This window comes from Klebsiella sp. BIGb0149 (assembly GCF_004362605.1).
Lineage (GTDB): Bacteria > Pseudomonadota > Gammaproteobacteria > Enterobacterales > Enterobacteriaceae > Klebsiella > Klebsiella terrigena.
Genome location: NZ_SNYG01000003.1, coordinates 608,153 through 634,564 on the forward strand (window position 1 = coordinate 608,153; position 26,412 = coordinate 634,564).

The following is a 26,412-nucleotide window of genomic DNA, read 5'->3' on the forward strand; positions in this document are numbered from 1 at the left end:
CTTCAGAGAGGCAAAGAAAGGCATGGCGCGGCAGACTTCAGCAGCAAACCGGCGCGTTGCCCGTTTGCCACTCCCGCATTTGGAAACAGGATATAGGGAGCCCGGGCATCGATAACCCACGTCTTCTCCGCCTGGCGGGCAACAACCTGCCCGGCGGCAAGCGCGGTGAAGTTTTCGATTTTGGCATCGAGGTGCAAGGTGAAGCGATCGTCGCCCTTGATGATGCTCTCCTGAACCACAAAATGGTGCATCGGCTCCTTCTGACGCGACGGCAGAGCGCCGCCGCCGATCGTCGCCCGCAGCGCCGCATCGGCGGCGGCAAACAGGCGCAGATCGTTCTCGCCAAAGGGCATCACCTTGCCCAGCTCCAGCGTCGCGCTTTCGGCGGCGAACGCCTCGCCGGTAAAGTGGGTAAAGGTCCCGCCGGGTTCGGTATGCCGCACCACCGCATCCATGCCGCTGGCAGAGAGCAGCCGATAAAACCCGGCGCTGTACTCCCCCTCCCGCGCGGGCAGAAGCGCAAACTGGCGGTAGCGCGAGCCGCGGATGGCGGTATGCAGATCGAGATGCGCTCTGGCGACGGGGCCCTGCGCGTCGGCCGCCGTATAGAACGCCAGGACCGCCGCCTCCAGCTCTGCCGCGCGTCGGGACTCGTTGCCCGGCGCCGCGCGCAGATGACGCCCGCCGAACAGGCGGTTGAGGTCGTTATGCAGGTAGCGACGAGAGGCGCGGATCGCCGGTAGGTTGCCGAAGACGATCAGCAGCGCCTGCGACAGCGGCTGCCGGCCCTGGCTTAGCGCATGCACAATCTCCAGCAGCAGCTCTATCGGCGCGGTTTCGTTGCCGTGGATCCCGGCCGAAACGATCGTCGCCTGCCGCCACGGCCTCTGCGGCAGCAGCTGCAGCACGCCGCCAGCCAGCCAGCGCGCCTCGATTTCCGCGGGAAACGCCCACTTCGCCAGCCGGCAGTGCAGCAAATCATTCACCTTGTCGTCCATTCCCGGCCCCTTAGCGCTGGAAGTCATAGATGCAGCCCAGGCGCAAAATCTGCGTCAGTTCATCAAGGGCCTGATAGACCTCGCTCAGGAGCTGCGGGTCGGCCAGGTCGCGGGCGTGGAGGCGATCGCGGTAGTGCTTCTCGACCCACTGCGTGAGCTGCAGATAACGCGCGTCATCCATCAGGCTGTGCGGATTCACCGCCGCCAGCTCGGCGTGGTTCAGCACCACCCGCAGGCGCAGGCAGGCCGGGCCGCCGCCGTTGCGCATGCTTTCGCGCAGATCGAATACCGCCAGCTCGTCGATCGGCGAGGCGCTGTCGCTCACCATCCCGCTCAGGTAGTGCCAGACGTTCTCCCGCTGGCGGCACTCTTCCGGCACCACGATCAGCATTTTGCCGTCCGGTTTGCTCAGCAGCTGGCTGTTGAACAGGTACGAGGCGACGGCGTCGTTGAGCCCCACCTGCGCCTGCGGAACCTCGACGCTGACAAACGGAATATCCAGGCGGGCCGCTTTTTCCCGCAGGGTCTCCAGCAGCGCCTGCTGCTGCACAAAGGCCTGCTGATGGTGGAACAGCACGTGGCGATTGCTCACCGCAATCACGTCGTTATGGAACACACCGCCGTCGATGGCCGCCGGATCCTGCTGGGCAAAGACGGTATATTCCGGGTTCAGCCGATGCAGCCTCGCCACCGCCTGGCTCGCCTCCAGGGTCTGGCGCGCCGGATATTTTTGCGGGGCCACGCCGCCGCTGGCGCGTCTGCCGTAGACAAACAGCTGCAGCCCCTGACGGCCGTAGTCGTAGCAGAAGCGGTTGTGGTTTGCCGCCCCTTCATCGCCCAGATCGCCGTGCTGAGCGAGGGCATGGTGATGGACGAAATAATTTTCGTCGGCAAAGGTTGCGCGCAAAATCGCCGCGGTGGTGGGCGCTTCCTGGGAGCGGTGCAGCTTATTGGTCAGGTTGGCGACCGTAAAGTGCAGCCTGCCGTCGGCGCTGTCGGCGGATGGCGATACCGTTGCCGCGTTGGCGGTCCACATCGATGACGCGGAGCTGAAGGCCGAGAGCAGATGCGGCGCGTCGGCGGCGGCGCGAGTAATCACCTGCTCATCGCTGCCGTAGAAGCCCAGACCGCGCAGGGCGGCGATATTCGGCCGCGGCTGCGGGGGTAAAATCCCCTGAATAAAGCCCCTGTCGGCGAGGGCCTTCATTTTACATAAGCCCTGCAGCGCCGCCTTCTTCGGGTTGGATACGCCGTCGCGGTTATTTTGCGAGGCTTCGTTACCGACCGACAGCCCGGCGTAGTGGTGCGTTGGCCCAACCAGGCCGTCAAAATTAGCTTCAAAACCAGACATAGTGTCCTCACAGAATCCGTTGTCAGAATGGCAGGCCGGGCGACGTTGCCGCCGGCAGCGTCAGCGTTTCGCTAATCAGCGAGGCCATCGGCCAGGCGCAGTAGTCCGCCGCGTACCAGGCCGACGCCCGGTGGTTGCCGGAGGCGCCCACGCCGCCAAACGGCGCTTTGCTGGAGGCGCCGGTCAGCGGCTTGTTCCAGTTGACGATCCCGGCGCGCGCTTCGTCGCTGAACCTGGCGAACAGCGCCGGGTCGGCAGAAATCAGCCCCGCCGCCAGCCCGTAGCGGGTGTTATTCGCCATGCGGATCGCCTCATCAAACTGCTCGTAGCGCGCCACCGTCAGCAGCGGGCCAAAATACTCTTCGTCCGGTACGTCGATCCCGGTGACGTCGATAATCCCCGGCGTGAGCAGCGTGGAGTTCGGGTCCGGCTGGGTCATGCGCAGCAGCACCTTGCCGCCGAGGCGTTCCAGCTTGTCCTGCGCCGCCAGCATTGCCTGCGCCGCCTGCAGGGAGATAACGCCGCCCATAAACGGCTGCGGTTCGGCATCCCAGCGGCCGGCGCGAATGCTGGCGCTGGCGGCAACCAGCCGCTGCAGCAGCGCGTCGCCCTGCTCCCCGTGTCTGACCAGCAGCCGGCGGGCGCAGGTGCAGCGCTGCCCGGCGGAGATAAACGCCGACTGGATAATCACGTGCAGCGCCGCGTCGGTATCGGCCGCGTCGGCGACGATCAGCGCGTTGTTGCCGCCCATCTCCAGCGCCAGCATCTTCTCCGGCTGGCCGCCGAGATAGCGGTGGAAGTGGGTGCCGACCGCGGCGCTGCCGGTAAACAGCACCCCGTCGATATCGCGGTTTTCCAGCAGCGCCTGGCCGGTCTCTTTGCCGCCCTGAATCAGGTTGATAACCCCTGCCGGGATCCCCGCCTGCTGCCATAGCTGAACGGTCAGCTCGGCGGTTGCCGGGGTCAGCTCGCTGGGCTTAAAGACCACCGTGTTGCCGGCGATCAGCGCCGGAATAATATGGCCGTTGGGCAAATGGCCGGGGAAGTTGTAGGGGCCGAAGACCGCCATCACCCCGTGCGGCCTGTGGCGCAGCAGGGCCTTGCCGTCCGGCATCGCCGATTCGCGATCGCCGGTGCGCTCGGCGTAGGCGTCGATGGAGATCGCCGCTTTACCGATCATCGCCTGCACCTCGGTGCGGGTTTCCCACAGCGGCTTGCTGGTTTCGCGGGAAATCATCTCCGCCAGCGCCTCTTTGTGCGCATCCAGCAGCGCGGCAAAGCGCTGCACGCGGGCAATACGCTCCGCCAGCGCAAGATGGGACCAGGCGTAAAAGGCGCCGCGCGCCGCCGCGCAGGCGGCCTGCACCTCCGCCGCTCCCGCGCTGGCCGCCTGCCACAGCGGGGCCTGGTTTTCCGGCGCCAGCTTGGTTAACGGCGCCCCCGAGCCCTGCAGCCACTCTCCTGCGATAAAATGTGCGTTTATTGCCATGATGTTCTGCTCTCCGGATTGAGTGTTACCGCATGAACCCGGTCAGTCTCGCTAACCTCGAGGGCGTCCAGCGCGGCGTGTTCGCATTGGTGGTTCTCTTCCGGGGTCAGCAGCACCGCGCGGAAGCCTTCAAACTGGTTATTGGCGACGATGATCGGCGCCGCCCGCTGCGCCATGACGTGCATGGCCGGGATAAACTGGCTCTCGCCGATCGCTCTGATGCTGTCGGTCTGCGCTTCAAGCACCGGACCGGCGTCGAAAATGTCGACCGATCCGCGCCAGCTGAAGCCCTCTTTTTCGAGGATCGCCCGCGCCGGTGAGGTATTGGCGTGAACCTCGCCAATCGCCTGGCGGGCGTTTTCCGGCAGCAGCGAGACGTAAATTGGATACGCCGGCATCAGCTCGGCAATGAAGGTTTTCATGCCGGTGCCGGTCAGCCGGTCGGCGTCGGCAAAGGGAATATCGAAGAAGTGGTGGCCCAGGGCGTCCCAGAACGGCGAATTGCCCTGCTCATCGCTGCGCCCGCGCAGCTCGGCGAACAGATGCGGCGAAAACAGCTCCCGGAAGGCGGCGATAAATAAAAACCGCGCTTTGGAGAGGAACAGCCCGTTACGGTTTTTTTGGTACTCCGGGTCGAGAAACAGGGTGCAGAGCTCGCTGTGGCCGGTGTGGTCGTAGCTCAGGTTCAGCAGCTCCTGATTTTTATAGACCCCCAGCTCCTTCGAGGCGCGAACCGTGCGCTGCAGGCGGAAATTGTAAAAGGGTTCGTCGAGCCCCACCGCCACCTCAATGGCGCTGACGCCCACCGCCCGCGACAGGTCGGTATCCTCCAGCACGAACAGGAAGCCCTGCTGGCCGCGGGGAAGCCTGCCGGCGAAGGTGTCAACGCTGCGCTGGATCCGCGCGGCCAGCCGCGCGGGATCGTTGGGGAGCGACGTCATGCCAACCCCCGCCCGTGAGGCGAGGCGGATGATGTCGTCGAGATCGTTTTCCCTGACGGGACGAAATAGCATCATAAACCGTCTCCCAGATTAGCGCGTCAGGCGGGCGACGGCGCGATCGAGACGCACGAAGGCTTCCTCAATGTCCGCCAGCGGAATATTGAGCGCGGGGGCAAAGCGCAGAACGTCAGGTCCGGCGATCAGGGCGATCAGCCCCTCCTGCGCCGCGAGGTTGGTCAGCGTTTTGGCCTGGCCGCGCAGGCGGCTCGCCAGCTCGGCGCCAATCAGCAGCCCGACGCCGCGCACCGCGCTGAAGAGATCGTACTTCGCGTTCAGCGCATTCAGCCCCGCGACGATCGCGTCGTGGCGCTCGCCAACCCCGGCCAGCAGGGCATCATCGAGCTGCGCCAGAACGCCGTTGGCCGCCGTTGCCGCCAGCGGATTGCCGCCGAAGGTGGTGCCGTGGGTTCCCGGCTGGAAAACCTGCGCCCACGCCTCTTTCACCAGCATGGCGCCAATCGGGAAGCCGCCGCCCAGCCCCTTGGCGCTGGTGAGAATGTCCGGGACCACGTTGTAGTGCTGATAGGCGTAGAGCGCGCCGGTCCGCCCGGCTCCGGTCTGAACTTCGTCAAAAATCAGCGTGACCTCATGCCGATCGCACAGCTCGCGCAGCGTGCTGAGAAACGCCGGGTCGGCCGGAACCACCCCGCCCTCGCCGATAATCGGCTCAACGATAACCGCGCAGGTGCGCCCGGAGATGGCGGCGGTGAACGCCGCAATATCGTTATACGGCAGATGGGTAATATCCGGCGGCAGCGGCGCGTAATCGCAGGAGTATTTCGGCTGTCCCCCTACGGATACGGTAAACAGCGTGCGGCCGTGGAAGGCGTTGTTGAAGGCGATAATTTCGCTTTTATCGGCGCCGAACTTGTCGCGCGCATATTTGCGCGCCAGCTTCAGCGCCGCTTCGTTGGCTTCCGCCCCGGAGTTGCAGAAGAAAACCTTATCGGCAAAGGTGGCGTTAACCAGGGTTTTAGCCAGCTGCAGCACCGGCTCGTTGGTATAGCCGTTGCCGATATGCCACAGGCTGTCGAGCTGCGCCTTTAGCGCCTCCACCAGCGCCGGGTTGCAGTGCCCAAGAGCGTTAACGGCGATACCGCCCGCCAGGTCGATATACTCTTTACCCTGCCGATCCCATACTCTCGAACCCGCCGCTTTCAGCGGAATAAACGGGGCCGGAGCGAAGCAGGGAACCATATAAGAATCAAAATCTTCACGAGTAATACTGCCTGACATAACGCTTCTCCGGAACAATGGTTGACAATAATTAAATTTGTCAGTCGTGGATATTTGAAATTAACAATTCCCGGCCGCCGTTTTTATTGCGAGCGAATCCGTTGCGCGGCGGTGAAATTCAGCGCAGGAAATAAAGCCCTTATCAACGCAGGGGTAATTGTTAAGTCATGGTTAACACCTTGTGTGTTGCGTGCTCTCATGCTGGGGCCTGTTGTGCCGTAAAGTCAATACGGCATCACGGCATTTATTCACTTTTTGAAGATCATCAAGGTAATGAAAAATATAGATAATTTATTTTTATATTCACTAATTTGCATATAATGTGAATATAAATGCACTGCATGAGGTGGCTTTTTAGTGCGTAGTTATTCACTTAAAAAATAAAATTTCTAACAAAAATTTAAAATTCGCCATGGCCGTCAAATACTGCTTTATAAAATTGGTGATATTATTCTTCACACAGAGTTTACTGCTGTACCTATTCCACGGTTTCACACGATATAAATAACATTGAGAACAGGACTCTTATGGAAAAGTTATCTTACGCATCTGAAAGTAGTGCATCTCCATGGACCACCTATCTGCGCCAGATCGACCGCGTAGCGCCTTATCTGGGCGACCTCGCCTACTGGGTGGAAACCCTGCGTCACCCGAAGCGCGCGCTGATCGTCGATATCCCGGTGCAGATGGATGACGGCACCATCCGCCATTTTGAAGGCTATCGCGTACAGCACAATCTTTCGCGTGGCCCGGGTAAAGGTGGTGTTCGCTACCATCCGGACGTTGACCTCAACGAGGTGATGGCGCTTTCTGCCTGGATGACCATTAAGTGCGCGGCGGTCAATATTCCTTACGGCGGCGCTAAGGGCGGCGTTCGCGTTGACCCGTTCAGCCTGTCGGAAGGCGAGCTGGAACGCCTGACCCGCCGCTACACCAGCGAAATCGGCCTTATCATCGGGCCGCAAAAGGATATCCCGGCGCCGGACGTCGGCACCAACGGCAAAGTGATGGCGTGGATGATGGATACCTACTCCATGAACCACGGCACCACCATCACCGGCGTGGTCACCGGTAAGCCAATCCACCTCGGCGGTTCTCTCGGTCGTGAAAAGGCCACCGGCCGCGGCGTGTTTATCACCGGTCGCGAAGTGGCTGGCCGCTTCGGAATTGAAATTGAGGGCGCGAAAGTTGCGCTGCAGGGCTTTGGTAACGTGGGTAGCGAAGCGGCCCGCCTGTTCTCCGAAGTTGGCGCTCGGGTGGTGGTGATTCAGGACCACACCGCGACGCTGTTCAACGAGGGCGGGATTGATATGGCCGCCCTGACCGCATGGCAGGCGGAGAAGAAGCAGATTGCCGGCTTCCCTGGCGCCCGCGAAATCGACAAAGAAGCGTTCTGGACCACGCCGATGGATATTCTGATCCCGGCGGCGCTGGAGGGTCAGATCACCCGCGAGCGCGCGGAAAAAATCAGCTGCAAGCTGGTGCTGGAAGGCGCGAACGGCCCGACCTATCCCGAGGCCGATGACGTGCTGGCCGAGCGCGGCGTGATCGTGGTGCCGGACGTTATCTGCAACGCCGGCGGCGTGACCGTCAGCTACTTCGAGTGGGTGCAGGATATGGCGAGCTTCTTCTGGAGCGAGGAGGAGATCAACGCCAAAATGGACCGCATCATGACCGATGCGATCGTCCACGTCTGCGAGAAAGCCTCCGAGAAGGAGTGCTCTCTGCGTACCGCGGCCTACATCGTCGCCTGTGAGCGTATTCTGATGGCGCGTAAAGATCGCGGGATCTATCCGGGCTAAGGCTCGACGACGATCGCCACGACAGCCCGGGCCCTGGCCCGGGCTTTTTTTTTGCCCTTTCACCGCCAACCGTACGCTTTTCGTACAACCCATTAACAATTTTTCTATTTCACCTTGAATTCGCCAATCCGTCGGGCATAAACTCATTAGAGCTCTAATGACTTTGCGGAAGATTATGGATAACCGACAGCTCACCTTTTCCCATTTACTCTACCTCACCGCCCATCACTGGCGGCTGGCGGTCAACCGCCGCCTCAAGGACCTCGGCATGAGCCAGGCCAGCTGGGTCGCGGTCTCGGCGATTGCCCGCAACGAGCAGCCGCTGTCGCAAAGCGAGCTGGCCCAGGAGCTGGGCGTAGAGAGCGCCACCATCGTCCCGCTGATCAACCGCCTGGTGGAGTTAGCGCTGGTGGAGCGCGTAAAAACCGACAGCGACCGGCGCAAGCGCCTGCTGGTTGCCACCGACAAAGGCCTTGAGCTCTATCTGCAGGTCAAAACGGTGGCCGATGATTTACGCGAAGAGATCTTAAGCGCCATTAGCCCGGAGGAGCGGCAGCAAACCCACCTGGTGCTGGAAAAACTGCTGCGCGAGGTGGAGAAAAAGTAATGCCTCGCCGTCCTGAAAACCCCTACGTGCCCCACGACTGGGCGCCGCATGAAAAGCCGGCGATCCTCGGCTCGCCGTCGACGCCGATTCACTCTACGCCAAAGCGTATCGCCTACGGCATCGTCGGGCTGCTGGTCTGCCTGACCGGCGCGCTGGGCAACGCGGTGGTCACCGCCAACCTGCAGAACCTGCAGGGAACCTTCGCCGCCTGGTCGACGGAGATCGCCTGGCTGCCGGCGGTCTACGTTATGACCAACGTCTCGATCAACCTGCTGCTGGTCAAATTTCGCCAGCAGTTCGGCCTGCGCGCCTTTACCGAAGGCTTCCTGGTGCTGTACGTGCTGGTGACCTTTTTCCACCTCTTCGTCAACGATCTCAGCTCGGCCATGATGGTTCGCGCCGCGCACGGCATGGTGGCGGCGGCGCTCAGCTCGCTGGGCATCTATTATCAGGTGCAGGCGTGGCCCGCCCGCCACCGCCTGAAGGCGCTGACCATCGGGATCACCGGATCGTCGCTGGCGATCCCTCTCGCCCGCCTCTTCTCCACGGAGCTGCTGCAGCTTGACGAATGGCGCGGCCTCTACTTTTTTGAACTGGGGCTGGCGCTGGTCTCACTCGCCTGCGTGATGGTGCTCAAGCTGCCCCCCAGCGATCGGAAGAAGGTGTTCGAGAAAAAGGACTTCATTACCTTTATTCTGCTGGCCCCGGGCATGGCGCTGGTCTGCGCCGTCCTCTCGCTGGGCCGTCTTGACTGGTGGTTTGAGGCCCCGTGGATCGGCTGGGCGCTGGCGGGCGCGGTGGTGCTGATTGTGTCGGCCATCGTCTTCGAGCACAACCGCAGCAACCCGCTGCTCAACACCCACTGGCTCTCCAGCGGCAGCATCCTGCGCCTGGGGTTAATTATGCTGCTGATGCGCATCGTGCTGGCGGAGCAGAACACCGGCGTTATCGGCTGGCTGCAGTACGTCGGGCTCCAGAACGAACAGATGACCCAGCTGGCATGGTCGATTTTCGCCGGGATCCTCTGCGGAATTATCGCCAGCTGCCTGACGCTGAACCCGCAGCGGCTCTACTGGCCCACCGCCACCGCGCTGGCGCTGATCATGGTAGCCTCGCTGCTCGACAGCCAGTCGACCATCCTGACGCGTCCCGAGCAGCTGATGTTCAGCCAGTTCCTGCTCGGCTTCGGCAGCGCGTTCTTCCTGGCACCGGCGATGCTGGCCGGGATCGGCGGGGTCATTGCCGACCAGCGCAACCTGGTGAGCTTTTCGGTTCTATTTGGCATGAGCCAGAACGTCGGCGGCCTGCTGGGGTCGGCGATCCTCGGCACCTTTCAGACCTGGCGGGAAAAGTTTCACTCCAGCCAGCTCGCCGACCAGATAACCACGCTGAATCCGCTGATTGCCGAGCGCCTTCAGCAATACAGCCAGATGTATCAAAGCCAGATTGGCGACAGCACGCTGCTGAACGTTCAGGCCAGCACGCTCCTGCAGAACGCCTCAACGCTGCAGGCCAATATTCTTGCCTACAATGACACCTATCTGCTGACGGCGATGATTTCCGCCGGCACGCTGATATGGGTGTTCTGGCGCCTGATAAGGCTGCGTATTACCGCTCGCATTGCGCTTAAACGCGCGACGGGAAACAAATAACAAAGATAATTTTTACTCTGGAGTCGTTATGAGTCAGCAGGATGCCGCCAGGCAACAGGCCAATACCCGCAATAATATCCGCGTGGTCTCTATTTTTACCGCCGCCGCCATTGGCCTCGTTGGAGTGCTGGTGATTTTATACGCGTGGCAGCTGCCGCCGTTTACCCGCCACAGCCAGTTTACCGATAACGCCTACGTGCGCGGGCAGACCACCTTTATCAGTCCGCAGGTCAGCGGCTATATCACCGCCGTCAACGTTCAGGATTTTGCCCAGGTTAAACCCGGGCAGACGCTGTTCCAGATTGACGACCGGATCTACAAGCAGCGCGTCCACCAGGCGCAGGCCACCCTGGCGATGAAGGAGTCGGCGCTGAAAAATAACCAGCAGCAGCGCAGAAGCGCCCAGGCGGTCATTGCGCGCAACGAGGCCGCGCTGCAAAACGCCCGCGCGCAGAATCAGAAAACCCAGGCCGACTTAAAACGCGTGCAGGATTTGACCGCCGACGGCTCGCTGTCGATTCGCGAGCGCGACTCGGCAAGGGCCAGCGCCGCGCAGGGCGCCGCCGATATTGAACAGGCGAAAGCCACGCTGGAAATGTCGCGTCAGGATCTGCAATCCACCATCGTCAACCGCGACGCCCTGGAAGCCGACGTTGCCAGCGCCAGGGCCGCGCTGGAGCTGGCGGATATCGATCTGCAGAATACGCGGATCGTTGCGCCAACCGACGGACAGCTGGGGCAAATTTCCGTCCGGCTCGGCGCCTACGTCAGCGCCGGTACCCACCTGACGTCGCTGGTGCCGCCGCAGCACTGGGTGATCGCCAATATGAAAGAGACCCAGCTGGCGCACATTCGCATCGGCCAGGAGGCAACCTTTAGCGTCGATGCGCTCAGCGGCGAGAAGTTCCGCGGCGTCGTCCAGAGTATCTCCCCGGCGACCGGGGTTGAGTTCAGCGCCATTTCACCGGACAACGCCACCGGCAACTTTGTCAAAATTGCCCAGCGAATTCCGGTGCGCATCGCGGTCGATGAGGGGCAGAAAAATAGCCAGCATCTGCGCCCCGGCATGTCGGTGCAGGTCACCATCGATACCCGTGAGGGAGAGAAGCCATGATGCGCCGGCTCACCCTTGCGCTGGCGCTGAGCGTCGCGCTGGCCGGCTGCCGGTCGGCAGACGTGCCCCCTGCCGCACCGTCGCTGCAGATCCCCGCCGCCTGGCGCGCCGATATCGGTCCCGCCAGCCCGCTTGAGGGCGTGTGGTGGCGCAACTTTCACGACAGCCAGCTCAATCAGTACGTGGAACAGGCGCTGCGCTATAACAGCGATGTGCTGATCGCCCGCGAACGGGTCAATGAATACCAGGCGCGGGCCTACGCCGCCGACGGCAGCTTGTTTCCATCGCTTGACGCCTCGCTGACCGGCAGTCGCGCCCGCGCGCAGTCCGCCGCCACCGGCCTGCCTGCCCACAGTACGGTCTATAAGGGCGGGCTGACCGCCAGCTATGACGTCGATATCTGGGGAGCCAACCGCAGCGCCGCCGACGCCGCCGACGCCACCCTTGAGGCGCAGAAGGCCGCCGCCGCTGCCGCCGATCTGACCGTCGCCACCTCGGTGGCGGCAGGCTACCTGACGCTGCTCTCTCTGGACGAGCAGCTGCGGGTCACCCGGCAGACGCTGAAATCCCGCGAAGACGCCTACAGCATGGCTAAACGCCAGTTTGAGACCGGCTACACCTCGCGCCTCGAGCTGATGCAGGCCGATTCGGAGCTGCGATCTACCCGGGCGCAGATCCCGCCGCTGGAGCACCAAATTGCCCAGCAGGAGAACGCCCTTAGCGTGCTGATCGGCAGCAACCCGCAGGCCATCAGTCGCCAGGACTTTGCCCATTTGACGCCGCTGGCGCTGCCGTCGCAGCTGCCCTCCAGCCTGCTGAACCGCCGACCGGATATCGTGCAGGCCCAGCGCCAGCTGCTCGCCGCCGATGCCACCCTTGCCTCTTCTCAGGCCCGGCTGCTGCCGTCGATCAACTTAACCGCCACCGGCAGCATGCAGGACCGCACGCTGCCGGATCTGCTCGATAATCCGCTGCGGCTGTGGAGCCTCGGCGGCAGTATTCTCGCCCCGCTGCTTAACCGCCAGGCGCTGAACGCCCAGGTGGACGTGTCGATGGCCCAGCGTAACCAGGCGCTGTACGGCTATGAGAAAACGGTGCGCGGCGCGTTTCGCGAGGTCAACGATAGCCTGGACGCCATCACCCGCTACGGCGAGCAGCTGACGGAGCTGCAGGATCAGGAGGCGGTGGCGCAGGAGACGCTGCGGATTGCCGGCAACCGCTATCGCAACGGCTACTCCTCTTATCTCGAGGTTCTGGACGCCCAGCGCACCCTGTTCTCGACGCAAACCAGCGTCGTGCAGGTGAAAAATAACCTGCTGCTGGCGCAGGTTGATTTGTATCGGGCGCTGGGAGGCGGCTGGTCTGATTCATCAGGGACGTAATACAGGAAATTGTGCATGCAACAACAATGGTCTGCTGTAGATAATTATCTTGTTGAATCGCTGATCCCGTCCGACCCGCTCTTGCAGCAGGTGCTGGAGAATAACCAGCGCGCCGGCCTTCCGGCCTACGACGTTGCCGCCAACCAGGGCCAGTTTCTGGCGCTGCTGGTGCGCATCACCCGCGCCCGCCGGGTGCTGGAGATCGGCACGCTCGGCGGCTATAGCACCATCTGGATGGCGCGCGAGCTGCCGCCGGACGGCGAGCTGCTGACCCTGGAAGCCGACCCGCACCACGCGCAGATCGCGCGGCAGAATCTTCAGCTGGCGGGCGTGGACGATCGGGTCACGCTGCGCGAAGGTCCGGCGCTGGCAGCCCTTGAGAGCCTCGGCGATCGCCCCGCGTTTGATCTGATTTTTATCGATGCCGATAAGCCCAACAACCCGCACTATCTGCAGTGGGCGCTGCGCTACTCCCGCCCGGGAACGCTGATTATCGGCGATAACGTGGTGCGGGATGGGGAAGTGACCAATCCGCACAGCGCCGATGAGCGAGTCCAGGGCGTGCGGCGGTTTATTGAGATGATGGGCAGCGACCCGCGCCTGACGGTGACGGCGCTGCAGACGGTGGGCAGCAAGGGCTGGGATGGGTTTACGCTGGCGTGGGTCAACGGGTAGCTCCGCTACCGGCAGCGGCCCCAGCCGATTAACGTGGCTGCTCGCTAAGAGAAACTTCTCTCATTAACCTCCGCGGAATATTTCGTTCATTTCCGTGGAATGTTCCGTTCACGTTGAATCCGACGTTTTTCTCACACCCGCTGCGGGTGAACGGCACGGGGGGCGTTTCGCCCGCCCCACGCTGCCAACCCGTGGCAATTAGGTTGCGATTTCATTGCTGAAAGAATTTTCAGCAATGACCATGCAGGCATGAGGCATCGGGATATGCAGCAGGGGGGTTGGGCCGGCTAAAAATCGCTGAGGCGCAGGCGGCTGGCCGGGGCCGCCAGCATGGACAAAAACGCCCGGAGCGTTTTTGAACGACGTTGACGTCGGCCCCGAAGGGGTGAGTCCCAGGGATGGGACGAATAACCTGGCGGAGGCAAGCCTTACAGGGACGTTACCTCTTGCCGTCCCCGAATAGCCAGACGGCGGAGACGAAGGTATCGCGCAGCGACGATTTTTCTTGCCGGGATGCCGGGTCCCCAGGGCCGGGCGAAACCGGCCCTGGGCCGTTCACCTATGCCGCAGGAAACAGAAGTATGCGGGACCAATGGTGAACGGAACATTCCACCGAACACTTCACAGAGCAAGCTAAGAAAACACGCCTTTACCCTGCCCTAAAACGACCATCAGGCGACTATCTGCTCCATCGCCTGCAGGATCCGCTTATCGGAAATCGGGTACGGGGTACCCAGCTGCTGGGCGAAGAAGCTGACGCGCAGCTCCTCGATCATCCAGCGGATCTCCTGCACGTCCTCATCGTCGCGGCGCGCCGGCGGCAGCTTATTCAACCACTGCTGCCACGCCTGCTGAATGCTCTCAATCTTCAGCATCTGCGCGCGATCGCGATGGGGATCGACGGCCATTTTCTCCAGCCGCTTTTCAATCGCCTGCAGATAGCGCAGCGTATCCCCCAGCCGGCGGAAGCCGTTGCCGGTGACGAATCCGCGATAGACCAGCCCGCTCATCTGCGCCTTGATATCCGACAGCCCCAGTGCCATGCTCATATCCACGCGCCCTTTCAGCCGCTTGTTGACGTTGAACACCGCGGTCAGGATCTGCTCAACCTGTTTGGCAATCTCCACCACCGTATCGTTGAGCTCGGCGCGAACCTTCTCGTGCAGCTTCGCAAAGCCCTCTTCGGTCCATACCGGCCCGCCGGCCTCGTCGATAAGCTTATCGACGCCGCAGGAGATGCAGTCGTCAATCAGATCCAGCACCTTGCCGTAGGGGTTAAAATAGAGCCCCAGCTTGGCTTTATTCGGCAGCTTCTCGTGCAGATATTTAATCGGCGACGGAATGTTCAGCAGCAGCAGACGCCGCAGACCGCGCCACATCGCCTGCTGCTGCTCAAGCGGATTGTCGAACAGCTTAATCGCCACGCTGTCACGTTCGTCCACCAGCGCCGGCCAGGCCTTAACCCGATAGTTGCCGCGCTTTTGCTCATAGCTTTCCGCCAGGGTGCCGAAGCTCCAGATATGCAGCCCGCTCTGCTCGATACCGTCATCGGCCACCGCGGAGAGCGTCTCCTGCACTTTGCCCTTCAGCGCATCCTTTAACTCCTGCAGCGAACGGCCTTCGGCGAGCTTCTTGTTCTTATCATCCACCACCCGGAAGGTGATTTTTAGGTGATCGGGCACCTGATCCCACTGCCAGGCCTCGCGGTCGATGGTCACGCCGCTCATCCGCCGCAGCTCGCGCTCCAGCGAATCCAGCAGCGGCAGCTCCAGCGGCGTCGCCCGGCCTAAAAAGGCTTCGGCGTAGTTCGGTGCCGGGACAAAGTTACGCCGCACCGGTTTCGGCAGCGACTTAATCAGGGCGATAATCAGCTCCCGGCGCAGGCCGGGGATTTGCCATTCAAAGCCGGCCTCCTCCACCTGATTGAGCAGCGGCAGCGGAATATGCACCGTCACCCCGTCGGCGTCGGCGCCCGGTTCAAACTGGTAGGTCAGGCGCAGCTTGAGGCTGCCCTGATGCCAAAAGTTCGGGTAGTCCAGCTTGCTGACCTGCTCCGCGCCCTCTTTAATCAGCATGCTCTTTTCGAAGTTGAGCAGATCCGGAGTCTCGCGGCTGGCCTGCTTCCACCAGTTGTCGAAATGGCGCGCCGAGATGACGTCATGGCCGATGCGCCGATCGTAGAACTCAAACATCGTCTCGTCGTCGACCAGAATGTCGCGGCGGCGCGATTTGTGCTCCAACTCTTCGATTTCCGTGCGCAGCTTGAGATTGTCGCGGAAGAAGGCGTGCCGGGTCTGCCAGTCGCCCTCCACCAGCGCGTGGCGGATAAACAGCTCGCGGCACAGCGCCGGGTCAATCTGGCTGTAGTTCACCTTGCGGGCGGCGACGATCGGCAGGCCGTAGACGGTTACTTTCTCCGTCGCCATCACCGCTCCCTGCGCCCTCTCCCAGTGCGGTTCGCTGTACGAGCGCTTAATCAGATGCTGCGCCACCGGCTCCACCCATTCCGGGTCGATCCGCGCGGCGATGCGCCCCCACAGGCGGCTGGTTTCCACCAACTCGGCCACCATGGTCCACTTCGGCGGCTTCTTAAACAGCCCGGAGCCCGGGAAGATCGAGAAGCGGGCGTTACGCGCGCCGGTAAACTCCTGCTTGTCGGTATCCTTCATGCCGATATGCGACAGCAGCCCGGTCAGCAGCGCGGTGTGAATTTCGCGGTACTCCGCCGGTTCGCTATTGACCGGCAGGCCCAGCTCTTTCACCACCTGGCGCAGCTGGGTATAGATGTCCTGCCACTCGCGCACCCGGAGGTAGTTAAGAAAATCAAGGCGGCACTGGCGGCGGAACTGGTTCGATGACAGCGCTTTCTGCTGCTCGCCGAGGTAGTTCCATAAGTTAACGAAGGCGAGAAAATCCGACTCTTTATCGTGGAAACGGCGGTGCTTCTCATCCGAGGCCTGCTGCTTGTCCATCGGGCGTTCGCGCGGGTCCTGAATCGACAGCGCCGAGGTAATGATCATCGCCTCGCGCACGCAGCCGTGCTTTTGCGCTTCCAGCACCATCCGCGCCAGCCGCGGGTCAACCGGCAGCTGGCTGAGCTGGCGGCCCATCGGCGTCAGCTTATAGGCGGTCATCTGCTCGTCGGTGGTAATCGCCCCGAGCTCTTCCAGCAGGCGCACGCCGTCCTGGATGTTACGCTTGTCCGGCGCCTCAACGAACGGGAAGGCGGCGATATCCCCCAGCCCCAGGGCGGTCATCTGCAGAATAACCGACGCCAGGTTGGTGCGCAGGATTTCCGGGTCGGTAAACTCCGGGCGCGACAGAAAATCGTCTTCGGAATAGAGACGAATACAGATCCCTTCCGATACGCGGCCGCAGCGGCCTTTACGCTGGTTAGCGGAGGCCTGAGAAACGGGCTCAATCGGCAGGCGCTGCACCTTGGTGCGGAAGCTGTAGCGGCTGATGCGCGCGGTACCCGGGTCGATAACGTACTTAATTCCCGGCACCGTCAGCGAGGTTTCGGCGACGTTGGTCGCCAGCACGATCCGCCGCCCGCTGTGGGACTGGAAGACGCGGTTCTGCTCGCTGTTCGACAGCCGGGCGTAAAGCGGCAGCACTTCGGTATGCCGCAGGTTGAGCTTATTGAGCGCATCGGCGGTATCGCGAATTTCCCGCTCGCCGCTCATAAAAATCAGAATATCGCCGGGACTTTCGTGGCCCAGCTCATCGACGGCGTCGAAAATCGCCTGCAGCTGATCGCGCTCGGTGTCATCGGCCTCTTCCACGATCGGCCGGTAGCGAACTTCGACCGGATAAGTGCGACCGGAAACTTCGATAATCGGCGCGTGGTTAAAGTGGCGCGAGAAGCGTTCCGGATCGATGGTCGCCGAGGTGATGATGATTTTCAGGTCCGGACGCTTCGGCAGCAGCTCCCGCAGGTAGCCGAGCAGGAAGTCGATATTGAGACTGCGTTCGTGGGCCTCATCGATAATGATCGTGTCGTACTGCATCAGCAGCCGGTCCTGCTGGATTTCCGCCAGCAGGATACCGTCGGTCATCAGCTTGACCATGGTGTTGTCGCTGACGTGGTCGCTAAAGCGCACCTTGTAGCCGATGCAGCCGCCCGGTTCGCTTTGCAGCTCCTCGGCGATGCGGTTCGCTACGGTGCGCGCCGCCAGACGACGCGGCTGGGTGTGGCCAATTAAGCCTTTCACCCCGCGCCCGAGCTCCATGCAGATTTTCGGCAGCTGAGTGGTTTTACCGGAGCCGGTCTCCCCCGCCACAATCACCACCTGGTGGTCGCGCACGGCTTCGAGGATCTCCTGCTTTTTCTGGCTTACCGGCAGGTTTTCCGGATAGGTGATCGCCGGCCGCGCCGCTTCACGCAGCAGGACTTTCCCTGCCGCTGCCGCAATCTCCTGCGCCATCTCCCGCAGAATAGCCTGCTGGGATTCAGGATTTTTAACCTTCTTCACGCCGTGCAGACGGCGGGAAAAGCGTGACCTGTCGCGCAGCATCAGGCCATCAAGCTGCTGGAAGATCTGGGGGAAGGTGAAAATTTGTTGTTCTGTCATAGCGTTATCGGGCAGTGCTCTGCCAGGAAAAATCTCTTTTGAAGTATTGCTGTAGATTACCACAGCTGATCATTTCATGCCTTGTTCAAAAAAACTGAACACTGAGTTCGATTTATTGCGCTTTCTCTGTGGCATGATTGTGAATAAAGTGTCAGCAAGCACCAGGGCATCGACCCGTCAATCTCATATAAGGAAACACCCATGAGCAAAGTATTAGTTCTCAAATCCAGTATTCTGGCAGGGTACTCGCAATCCGGTCAGCTGTCCGACTATTTTGTTGAACAATGGCGTGAAAAGCACGCTGAAGACGTTATCACCGTGCGTGACCTGGCAGCAAATCCGATTCCGGTACTGGATGGCGAACTGGTTGGTGCTCTGCGTCCGAGCGATGCGCCGCTGACTCCGCGTCAGCAGGAAGCGCTGGCGCTGTCCGACGAGCTGATCGCCGAACTGCAGGCGAATGACGTGATTGTTATCGCCGCGCCGATGTATAACTTCAACATCCCGACTCAGCTGAAAAACTACTTCGACCTGGTGGCACGCGCCGGCGTCACCTTCCGCTACACCGAGAAAGGGCCGGAAGGTCTGGTTACCGGTAAACGCGCCGTTGTTGTCACCAGCCGCGGCGGCATCCATAAAGATACCCCGACTGACCTGGTGACTCCGTATCTGTCGACCTTCCTCGGCTTCATCGGCATCACCGACGTGAACTTCGTCTTCGCTGAAGGTATCGCTTACGGTCCGGAAGTGGCGGCCAAAGCGCAGAACGACGCGAAAGCGGCCATCGATAGCGTGGTTGCAGCGTAATTTAGATTGCCACTCCCACCGCCCGGTGGGAGTTTCTTCTCCCCGTCACCCACCTTACGAGACGCCTCGTAAAATCAGCAGCCAATTCTGCCTGTAAATCCCCCAACGTATACGATAGCGCTCACGGCTTGCGGCCAGCTGTCTCCGATCTCCAGGCCTGACCTGACAAAATGTCGAAAAATCAGCGATAGGTACCATGTACACGCTCAGGTGTACATGGTACCTTAACAAGGAGCGTACTCATGTGCTGTGCGATTGAATTTATCGAAACGCCGCTGTTTACCCGGCAGATACAACAGCTTGCGACTGACGATGAGCTTCGGGCGCTGCAGAAAGAACTCATTGGCAATCCGGATGCCGGGGATATCATCCAGAATACGGGTGGACTTCGGAAAATCAGGATGGCGACCGGCCGGCAGGGAAAAAGCGGCAGCGCGAGGGTGATTTATTTCCTCGCAACCGCTGAGATTATTTATCTGGTTTTGGCTTACCCAAAAAACACCAAAGATAGCCTGACCGATGCTGAAAAAGCGCAGCTCAAAAAACTAGCCAAACGACTGAAAAATGAGGTGTGATATGAGTTTTTTTGATGAGCTTCAAACGTCTCTCAAAGAAGCCGTTGATATCAAAAATGGCGATAAAGCCTCGGCCCGCGTGACTCGCTATGAGATTGCTGACGTGAAGGCCATTCGAGCGCGGCTGAACGTTTCCCAGACGGAAATGGCGCAAGCGCTGGGAACCAGCGTGGATACCATTAAAAGCTGGGAATCCAGACGACGCAACCCAACGGGGCTGGCGGCAAAAGTGCTGGCGGCTATTCAGGCGAACCCGGCGCTCTTTCAGGAGCTGGCTAAATATTAGGCCCCCCATACCGGAGGGCCGGAGGGCTACCGCTCAGGATGATGATTTCGGCCGCAGGCTTTCATCAAACTCCAGGCGCTTTCTCTGCGGTTCCACCTCTTTCAGCGGCTCCACCTGATGCAGCGTTTGCTGGCAGCGCTCGACCAGCACCTGATACTCCCGCGTCCCCTGCTTTTTCCACGCGATCTCCTGCTCGCTCAGGGTGCGAATGGCCTTCGCCGGGCTGCCGACGATCAGATGGTTGGCCGGCATCTCGGCTTTGGCCTTCACGAACGCCGAGGCGCCAACGATGCTGTTTTCGCCAATCGTCGCGCCGTCGATAATCACCGCGCTCATCCCCACCAGCGCGTTGCGGCCGATGACGCAGCCGTGGAGGATCGCCCCGTGGCCGATATGCCCGTCCTCTTCGACCACCGTATCCTGGCCGGGAAAGCCGTGCATCACGCAGTTATCCTGAATGTTGGCGCCGTCTTTCACCAGGATGCGCCCAAAATCACCGCGCAGGCTGGCGTTGGGCCCGACGTACACGCCTTTCCCGAGGATCACGTCGCCAATCAGCACCGCCGTGGGGTGAACGTAGCTTTCATCCGGTACCACCGGGGTCATACCGTCAATCTGATAAATCGGCATCGGCTCTCCTTAAGCGGCGGTCAGGCCGCCAAAACGTTGAAAATAGAGCGGCCCTGGCGCCGGCAGTTCGCCGACCGAGCTCTCCCCGAGCTCGCTCACGAAGGCCAGCGCGCCGGGGGCGACGCGTTGATAAATATTGATGCACAGCTGGCGCGCGGTCTGCCCCAGCCAGTGCGCCGGCAGCAGCTCCTCCGGCAGGAGCGGATCTTTGAGCACCACCCGACGATAAAAATGGATTAACAGCAGCTGGATCTGGAAGCAGCGCTCTGCGGTCAGCTCCGCGCTATCGACGTCGCGGAGCAGCGACAGCAGCGGGCGAAACAGCGAAATAAAGGTTTCGTACATCGCGTTTTGTTCGGTGAGATGCCAGCACTCCTCGACGCGCGCGCGCAGCGCCGCCCGGGAGAGCGCCAGCGGAGAGTGCGCTTCAAAGCAGATGACGTTTTCCGCCACCCCCGCCTCATGCAGCAGCGACTGGACGTCCGCCAGCTTCTGCGCCGGCGAGGCGAGCAGGCTCGGCGCGAGCGCGCCAAAACCCTGCCACAGAAGCTGTTTTTTCACCTCCGCCAGGGTATTTTTTTCCAGCCCCTCGGAGAGCAGCAGCAGCCAGGTACCGTCCCACTCCGGGGCGCCAGCGCGATAAATTTTGTGCTCCGCGCGGCGGGTCAGGCGTAGCCCCTTGTCGCTCAGACGATAGAAGCTGCGGCGGCCGATGCGCACCACGTCCAGCCACTCCTCCTTGTTGAGGCGAAACAGCGCCGTACGCACAAAGCGTTCGCCGAACCCCAGCCCTTCGAGCAGGGCCGCCACGCTGCCGAGCCACACTTCGCCCCCGCGCTGCAGCAGGGAATCGCCGTACAACGAGGCGATCAGCGAGGTCCCGCTAATCGGCATCGCCGTTACCGCCTGTTGAATAAAGTTATCAAGCCTGCTCATCTGATTCATTCCGTTGCGGTTAGTAGTCCATGACGAATCATAGCACAGGGAATTCCCGGCGGGCGCGCGGCGTCCCGCCGGGGAGTTCATCGTCCGGCCGGGCCGGGTGGCGCTGACCTAGCCGTTGGCGGCAACCTTGCGCAGGTCGAACACCCGGCAGGCTTTGCCTTCCGAGCGCGGGATGCTGCCGCAGTTGACGATGCTGATATCGGTGGAGATCCCGACCATCGACTTGATGCGGTGGCGCAGCTGATGGCAGATCTGGCAGCGCTGCTCGTGGCTCAGCGACAGGCTGCTCTCCTTCAGCTCCACGCGCACCGAAAGTGAATCAAGATGGCCGCGGCGATTGACCTCCAGCTGGTAGTGCGGCGCCAGGTGCTCGACCTTGAGGATCTCCTCTTCCAGCTGCGACGGGAAGACGTTGACGCCGCGAATAATCAGCATGTCGTCGCTGCGTCCGCTGATGCGATCCATCCGCCGCATGCTCCGCGCGGTGCCCGGCAGCAGGCGGGTCAGATCGCGGGTACGGTAGCGGATCACCGGCAGGGCCTCTTTGGTCAGGGTGGTGAACAGCAGCTCGCCGTGTTCGCCATCCGCCAGCGGCGTACCGTCGTGCGGGTTGACCACCTCCGGGTAGAAATGGTCTTCCCAGATGGTCGGGCCGTCGGCGGTTTCCAGACACTCCATCGCCACCCCCGGCCCCATGACTTCCGAAAGCCCGTAGATATCCAGGGCGACGATCCCGAGACGGCGCTCGATTTCCGCCCGCATCGCCAGCGTCCACGGCTCGGCGCCGAATACGCCGACCCGCAGGGAGCAGCGGCTGGCATCGCCGCCCATCTGCCGCTCGAGCTCTTCAATCAGGTTCAGGCAGTACGAGGGCGTAACCATAATCATATCCGGCTGAAAATCGCGGATCAGCTGCGCCTGTTTTTCCGTCTGGCCGCCGGACATCGGGATCACCGTGGCCCCCAGACGCTCCGCGCCGTAGTGCGCGCCAAGGCCGCCGGTGAACAGGCCGTAGCCGTAGGCAACGTGGATTTTGTCCTTCGCCGTGCCGCCCGCCGCGCGCAGGGAGCGGGCGACGATGTTGGCCCAGGTATCAATATCGTTTTGCGTGTAGCCCACCACCGTCGGCTTGCCGGTGGTTCCCGACGAGGCGTGGATGCGCACAATCTGCTCCATCGGCACCGCAAAGGTATCGAACGGGTAGTTATCGCGCAGATCCTGCTTGGTGGTGCACGGGAATTTGCTCAGGTCGCTCAGCTCATGGAAATCGTCAGGATGCACCCCCGCCGCGTCAAACTTGCGGCGGTACATCGGAACGTTGTCGTAAGCGTGTTTCAGCGTCCACTTCAGACGCTGGGTTTGCAGAGCCTGTAATTCGTCACGAGAAGCGTTTTCAATCGGATCTAATTTTGTATTAGTTATCATTTTAGGGTACTCGCAGGTAAATTAGCTCACACTCGCTCGAGGATCATGGCAATGCCCTGACCCACGCCAATACACATCGTACACAGGGCGTAGCGCCCGCCGCGGCGCTGCAGCTCCAGGCTTGCGCTCAGCGCCAGTCGGGCGCCGCTCATTCCCAGCGGGTGACCGAGAGCGATAGCGCCGCCGTTGGGGTTAACGTGCGCGGCATCCTCCGCCACTCCCAGCTGTCTGAGCACCCCCAGCGCCTGGGCGGCGAAGGCTTCATTCAGTTCAATGACGTCCATATCGTTAATATTCAGCCCCGCGCGCTCCAGCACCTTGCGCACGGCGGGCACCGGCCCGAGCCCCATCAGCCGTGGTTCAACCCCCGCCGTGGCCATCGCCACGATGCGCGCCCGCGGCGTCAGCCCCTGGGCCAGCGCCTGCTGTTCGCTGGCGATAATCAGCGCCGCTGCGCCGTCGTTAACTCCGGAGGCGTTTCCGGCGGTGACCACGCCGCCCTTGCGGAACGGGGTTTTTAGCTGTGAAAGCTGCTCCAGGGTGGTCTCCGCCCGCGGATGTTCATCATCGCGAACGGCGCTGACCGCCCCCTTCTTGCCGATAATCTGGACCGGCACGATCTCCTGCGCCAGGATGCCGTTACGCTGAGCCTTCGCCGTCAGCTGCTGGCTGCGCAGGGCGAAGGCGTCTTGATCGGCGCGGCTAATATTTAACAACTCGGCTACATTCTCCGCCGTTTCCGGCATGCTGTCAGTGCCAAATTGCTGCTGCATGAGCGGGTTCACAAAACGCCAGCCGATGGTGGTATCAAACAGCTCCGCCTGACGCTGGTAAGGCGCGCTGGCCTTGCCCATCACAAACGGCGCCCGCGACATCGACTCCACGCCGCCGGCAATCATCAGGTCGGCATCCCCGGCCTTAATGGCGCGGGCGGCAAAGCCGATTGCGTCCAGCCCGGAGCCGCACAGGCGGTTGATAGTGGTGCCGGAGACGCTCTGCGGGTAGCCCGCCAGCAGCGTCGCCATATGCGCCACGTTGCGGTTATCTTCTCCGGCCTGGTTGGCGCAGCCGAAAATCACGTCGTCAATGCAGCCGGGATCGAGGCGCGGGTTGCGGCTCAGCAGCTCGCGCAGCGGAACGGCGGCCAAATCGTCGGCCCGCACGCTGGCGAGCGCCCCGCCGTAGCGGCCGATCGGCGTACGAATTCCGTCACAAATAAAGGCGTCGCGCATCAAACTTCTCCTGTGATTGTGCCGCCGATGCGGTGCGATTTACCGCGAAACAGGGCGACAATTTTCTGTTGTTGGTTAACGATTTCGATGTCGTAGACGCCGGTCAGTTTGCCCTGCTGCCTGACTCGCGCGGTGGCGACCAGCCGGTCGCCGGCGAAGGCCGGGCGCAGAAAATCGATGCTCGCCGCCGAGGCCACCGCCGCCAGCCCCTGGCTGTTGCAGGCGTAGGCAAAAGCGGTGTCGGCGAGGGAAAAGAGCTGCCCGCCGTGGCAGGTTTGATGGCCGTTAAGCATGTTCGGCGCGACGATCATGGTCATCTGCGCGTAGCCTTCGTCCATCTCAATAATGTCGATCCCCAGCGTTTGGGCGCAGGTATCGAGTTCGTACATCGCGCGCGCGTTGCGCCAGGCCTTATCGTTCATGACGCATCTCCAGCAGCGCCTTCTGGCGCAGTAGCGAACAGGGGCGATAGCGCTCCTCGCCGTAGTGCTGCTGGAGGTTTTCCAGCAGGCGCAGCACGCGGTTCCAACCCAGTCGGGCACCCCACGCCAGCGGGCCGTGCGGATAGTTCACCCCGAGGCGCATCGCGGTATCGATATCCGCCGGCTCGGCCACCCCTTTCTGCACCGCATCCAGCGCCTCGTTTACCAGCATCGCCACCGTGCGCCACACCAGCAGCCCCGGATAGTCGGCAATCTGCAGCACCTTTTTGCCCTGCTGCTGAAAATAGTGCACCGCTTTATCGGTGGCCGACTGCGGGTTAGACTCCGCGCTCGCCAGCACCACCGTCTCCCCGGCGCTGTGGTCATAGACCACCACCGGACGGCCGTAGTGGGCGCTCAGGGCCTCGGCGGTTTGGCCTTCGGTCTCCATCAGCAGCAGCTCGTCAAGCTCGGTGACATTGTCACGTTTACCGCTCACCTTCAGCGCCCCTGCAGGATCGGCCACCGGGCTGAGGGCCAGATCCGCCTCGGCGTCCAGCGGCCAGCGGTATACGCCCTGCCCGCTCTTTTTGCCCAGCCGCCCGGCCAGCGCCAGCTCCTGCTGCAGCAGCGAGGGAAGGAAGCGCCGGTCCTGCCAGAAGGCGTTAAATACCGAACAGGTCACCGCGAAGTTGACGTCCTGGCCGATCAAATCGGTCAGCGCCAGCGGCCCCATCGGGAAACCGCCGCCGTCGCGCAGCGCGGCGTCAATGACCTGCGCGGGAGCCACCTGCTCCTCCAGCGCGCGCCAGGCTTCGGCGTAGAACGGGCGCGCCACGCGATTGACGATAAACCCCGGCGTTGAGCGGCAGCATACCGGCTGCTTGCCCCACGCGGTGACGCACCGGCACAGCTGTTCGACCACCTCCGGCGAGGTGGCCAGGCCGCTGACCACTTCCACCAGCTTCATCACCGGAGCCGGATTAAAGAAGTGCAGCCCGGCAACGCGCTCCGGGTGCTTAACGTCGGCGGCAATCGCGGTAATCGAAATCGAGGAGGTGTTGCTGGTGAGCAGCGCGGAGGGCGAGCAGATCTCCGCCAGCTGGCTGAACAGCGCTTTTTTGACCTCAGGACGTTCGGAAGCCGCTTCAATCACCAGCTGCGCCGGCGCCAGCGCGGCCAGCTCCGTCGTCGGCACGATGCGGGCCAGCAGCGCCTCGGCCTGCTCTGCGGTCAGCCTGCCGCGCGCGACGCGCGAGGCCAGCCGCTGGCGAATAGCGTCCACCGCGCGGGTTAGCGCATCGGCGGCGATATCGTAGAGCAGCACCTGATGTCCGGCGCCGGCGGCGACTTCCGCAATCCCTGAGCCCATGGTGCCGCCGCCGATCACGGCGACGATATGCAGTGTTGTGCTCATAGGCTATTTCCCGCTGAACTGTGGAGGACGTTTGGCGAGGAAAGCGCTTACGCCTTCGCGGTAGTCGGCGCTGCGTCCGGCCATGCGCTGGTAGTCGCGTTCCAGGTCAAGCTGGGCATCGAGACCGTTGGTTTCCGCGGCCAGCAGGGCTTGCTTAATCAGGCCGAGGCCGAAGGTCGGCTGCGCCGCCAGATGGCGGGCCAGCTGAAGGCTGACGTCCGCCAGCTCGGCGTCTTCCACCAGCTGCCAGATCATCCCCCACTGGGCGGCCTGTTCGGCGCTGAGCTTCTCGCCCAGCAGCGCCAGCCCCATCGCCCTGGCGCGTCCGGCAACCCGCGGCAGGAACCAGCTGCCGCCGCAGTCGGGCACCAGCCCGAGCCTGCTGAAGGCCATTACGAAGCTGGCGGATCGCGCGGCGAGTACTATATCGCAGCCCAGGGCCAGGGTTGCCCCGGCCCCGGCCGCTACGCCATTAACCGCCGCAATCACCGGCTTCGGCAGCGCCGCCAGGCGGCGCACCAGCGGGTTATAAAAACGCTCCACCGACAGCCCCAGATCCGGCGCCGGGCCGCTGGGGTCAACGTTACGGTCGTTCAGATCCTGGCCGGCGCAAAAGCCGCGCCCGGCGCCGGTGATCAGCAGGCAGCGCACGCTGTCGTCGCGTTCGGCCTGGGTCAGACACTCGGCGAGCTGCTGGTGCATCAGGTCATTAAAGCTGTTCAGGCGATCCGGACGGTTAAGGGTAATCGTCATCACGCCCTGTTCTACGGTGCTGAGAATAAAAGCTTCCAC

23 protein-coding genes are annotated in these 26,412 nt (G+C 62.1%); 10 read left to right on the plus strand and 13 right to left on the minus strand.

Annotation, left to right across the window (positions count from 1 at the left end):
- Positions 1 to 2 precede the first annotated feature (2 nt).
- The 5 genes from astE to EDF75_RS14705 are packed head-to-tail and all read right to left on the minus strand — an operon-like array spanning position 3 to position 6,075.
- Positions 3 to 998, minus strand: coding sequence for a succinylglutamate desuccinylase (astE, locus tag EDF75_RS14685; protein WP_133600011.1), 996 nt, complete (start codon positions 996 to 998; stop codon positions 3 to 5).
- A 10-nt stretch (positions 999 to 1,008) separates the two neighbouring features.
- Complete coding sequence (gene astB / locus EDF75_RS14690; RefSeq protein WP_133599955.1) at positions 1,009 to 2,349, minus strand: N-succinylarginine dihydrolase; 1,341 nt, start codon at positions 2,347 to 2,349, stop codon at positions 1,009 to 1,011.
- A gap of 22 nt (positions 2,350 to 2,371) precedes the next feature.
- Positions 2,372 to 3,838 (minus strand): succinylglutamate-semialdehyde dehydrogenase, encoded by a 1,467-nt coding sequence (gene astD / locus EDF75_RS14695; protein ID WP_133599956.1) that lies wholly within the window; start codon positions 3,836 to 3,838, stop codon positions 2,372 to 2,374.
- Entirely contained in the window at positions 3,829 to 4,851 is a 1,023-nt protein-coding gene (gene astA / locus EDF75_RS14700; RefSeq protein WP_166646191.1) for an arginine N-succinyltransferase, read from the minus strand. The genes astD and astA overlap by 10 nt, the downstream gene beginning before the upstream one ends.
- An 18-nt stretch (positions 4,852 to 4,869) precedes the next feature.
- Positions 4,870 to 6,075: a bifunctional succinylornithine transaminase/acetylornithine transaminase gene (locus EDF75_RS14705; RefSeq protein WP_133599958.1), complete on the minus strand. Its 1,206-nt coding sequence runs from the start codon at positions 6,073 to 6,075 to the stop codon at positions 4,870 to 4,872.
- 234 nt (positions 6,076 to 6,309) lie between these two features.
- Here EDF75_RS14705 and EDF75_RS27505 point away from each other — a divergent pair, with 234 nt between their 5' ends.
- The 7 genes from EDF75_RS27505 to EDF75_RS14735 all read left to right on the plus strand — a co-directional run bounded on the left by EDF75_RS27505 (position 6,310) and on the right by EDF75_RS14735 (position 13,307).
- A complete protein-coding gene (locus tag EDF75_RS27505) occupies positions 6,310 to 6,396 on the plus strand; it encodes a hypothetical protein (RefSeq protein ID WP_306463078.1) in 87 nt (28 codons plus the stop codon).
- Positions 6,397 to 6,602: 206 nt separating this feature from the next.
- The gene (locus tag EDF75_RS14710) at positions 6,603 to 7,877 is read left to right on the plus strand and encodes a Glu/Leu/Phe/Val family dehydrogenase (RefSeq protein ID WP_041145285.1); all 1,275 of its coding nucleotides are present in this window, start codon (positions 6,603 to 6,605) and stop codon (positions 7,875 to 7,877) included.
- 175 nt (positions 7,878 to 8,052) lie between these two features.
- On the plus strand, positions 8,053 to 8,484 hold the full coding sequence (locus EDF75_RS14715) for a MarR family winged helix-turn-helix transcriptional regulator (protein ID WP_041145284.1): 432 nt from the start codon (positions 8,053 to 8,055) through the stop codon (positions 8,482 to 8,484).
- Positions 8,484 to 10,136: an MFS transporter gene (locus EDF75_RS14720; protein WP_133599959.1), complete on the plus strand. Its 1,653-nt coding sequence runs from the start codon at positions 8,484 to 8,486 to the stop codon at positions 10,134 to 10,136. Before EDF75_RS14715 ends, EDF75_RS14720 begins: the two co-directional genes overlap by 1 nt.
- A gap of 28 nt (positions 10,137 to 10,164) precedes the next feature.
- A complete protein-coding gene (locus EDF75_RS14725) occupies positions 10,165 to 11,250 on the plus strand; it encodes an HlyD family secretion protein (RefSeq protein WP_133599960.1) in 1,086 nt (361 codons plus the stop codon).
- Positions 11,247 to 12,632: an efflux transporter outer membrane subunit gene (locus EDF75_RS14730; RefSeq protein ID WP_133599961.1), complete on the plus strand. Its 1,386-nt coding sequence runs from the start codon at positions 11,247 to 11,249 to the stop codon at positions 12,630 to 12,632. Before EDF75_RS14725 ends, EDF75_RS14730 begins: the two co-directional genes overlap by 4 nt.
- A gap of 15 nt (positions 12,633 to 12,647) precedes the next feature.
- Positions 12,648 to 13,307: an O-methyltransferase gene (locus tag EDF75_RS14735; protein WP_133599962.1), complete on the plus strand. Its 660-nt coding sequence runs from the start codon at positions 12,648 to 12,650 to the stop codon at positions 13,305 to 13,307.
- Positions 13,308 to 13,978: 671 nt separating this feature from the next.
- Here EDF75_RS14735 and hrpA read toward each other — a convergent pair.
- Complete coding sequence (gene hrpA, locus EDF75_RS14740) at positions 13,979 to 17,881, minus strand: ATP-dependent RNA helicase HrpA (protein WP_133599963.1); 3,903 nt, start codon at positions 17,879 to 17,881, stop codon at positions 13,979 to 13,981.
- A gap of 201 nt (positions 17,882 to 18,082) precedes the next feature.
- On the opposite strand from hrpA, the gene azoR reads away from it, so the two are divergent.
- From azoR to nadS, 3 genes are all read left to right on the plus strand, one after another.
- Complete coding sequence (gene azoR / locus EDF75_RS14745; protein WP_133599964.1) at positions 18,083 to 18,688, plus strand: FMN-dependent NADH-azoreductase; 606 nt, start codon at positions 18,083 to 18,085, stop codon at positions 18,686 to 18,688.
- A gap of 242 nt (positions 18,689 to 18,930) precedes the next feature.
- Positions 18,931 to 19,263, plus strand: a complete 333-nt coding sequence (locus EDF75_RS14750) for a type II toxin-antitoxin system RelE/ParE family toxin (RefSeq protein WP_133599965.1) — start codon at positions 18,931 to 18,933, stop codon at positions 19,261 to 19,263.
- Between the two features lies 1 nt (position 19,264).
- Positions 19,265 to 19,549, plus strand: coding sequence for a NadS family protein (gene nadS / locus EDF75_RS14755; protein WP_133599966.1), 285 nt, complete (start codon positions 19,265 to 19,267; stop codon positions 19,547 to 19,549).
- Between the two features lie 33 nt (positions 19,550 to 19,582).
- On the opposite strand, the gene paaY is transcribed toward nadS, so the two are convergent.
- From paaY to paaG, 7 genes are all read right to left on the minus strand, one after another.
- Positions 19,583 to 20,179: a phenylacetic acid degradation protein PaaY gene (gene paaY, locus EDF75_RS14760; RefSeq protein ID WP_045855144.1), complete on the minus strand. Its 597-nt coding sequence runs from the start codon at positions 20,177 to 20,179 to the stop codon at positions 19,583 to 19,585.
- 9 nt (positions 20,180 to 20,188) lie between these two features.
- Complete coding sequence (paaX, locus tag EDF75_RS14765; protein ID WP_166646183.1) at positions 20,189 to 21,115, minus strand: phenylacetic acid degradation operon negative regulatory protein PaaX; 927 nt, start codon at positions 21,113 to 21,115, stop codon at positions 20,189 to 20,191.
- 117 nt (positions 21,116 to 21,232) lie between these two features.
- Positions 21,233 to 22,549, minus strand: coding sequence for a phenylacetate--CoA ligase PaaK (gene paaK / locus EDF75_RS14770; protein ID WP_128878324.1), 1,317 nt, complete (start codon positions 22,547 to 22,549; stop codon positions 21,233 to 21,235).
- Positions 22,550 to 22,575: 26 nt separating this feature from the next.
- Complete coding sequence (gene pcaF, locus EDF75_RS14775; RefSeq protein WP_133599968.1) at positions 22,576 to 23,781, minus strand: 3-oxoadipyl-CoA thiolase; 1,206 nt, start codon at positions 23,779 to 23,781, stop codon at positions 22,576 to 22,578.
- Complete coding sequence (gene paaI / locus EDF75_RS14780; RefSeq protein ID WP_133599969.1) at positions 23,781 to 24,203, minus strand: hydroxyphenylacetyl-CoA thioesterase PaaI; 423 nt, start codon at positions 24,201 to 24,203, stop codon at positions 23,781 to 23,783. The genes pcaF and paaI overlap by 1 nt, the downstream gene beginning before the upstream one ends.
- Complete coding sequence (gene paaH, locus EDF75_RS14785; RefSeq protein WP_133599970.1) at positions 24,193 to 25,620, minus strand: 3-hydroxyacyl-CoA dehydrogenase PaaH; 1,428 nt, start codon at positions 25,618 to 25,620, stop codon at positions 24,193 to 24,195. Before paaH ends, paaI begins: the two co-directional genes overlap by 11 nt.
- A 3-nt stretch (positions 25,621 to 25,623) precedes the next feature.
- Positions 25,624 to 26,412, minus strand: a complete 789-nt coding sequence (gene paaG, locus EDF75_RS14790) for a 2-(1,2-epoxy-1,2-dihydrophenyl)acetyl-CoA isomerase PaaG (RefSeq protein ID WP_133600012.1) — start codon at positions 26,410 to 26,412, stop codon at positions 25,624 to 25,626.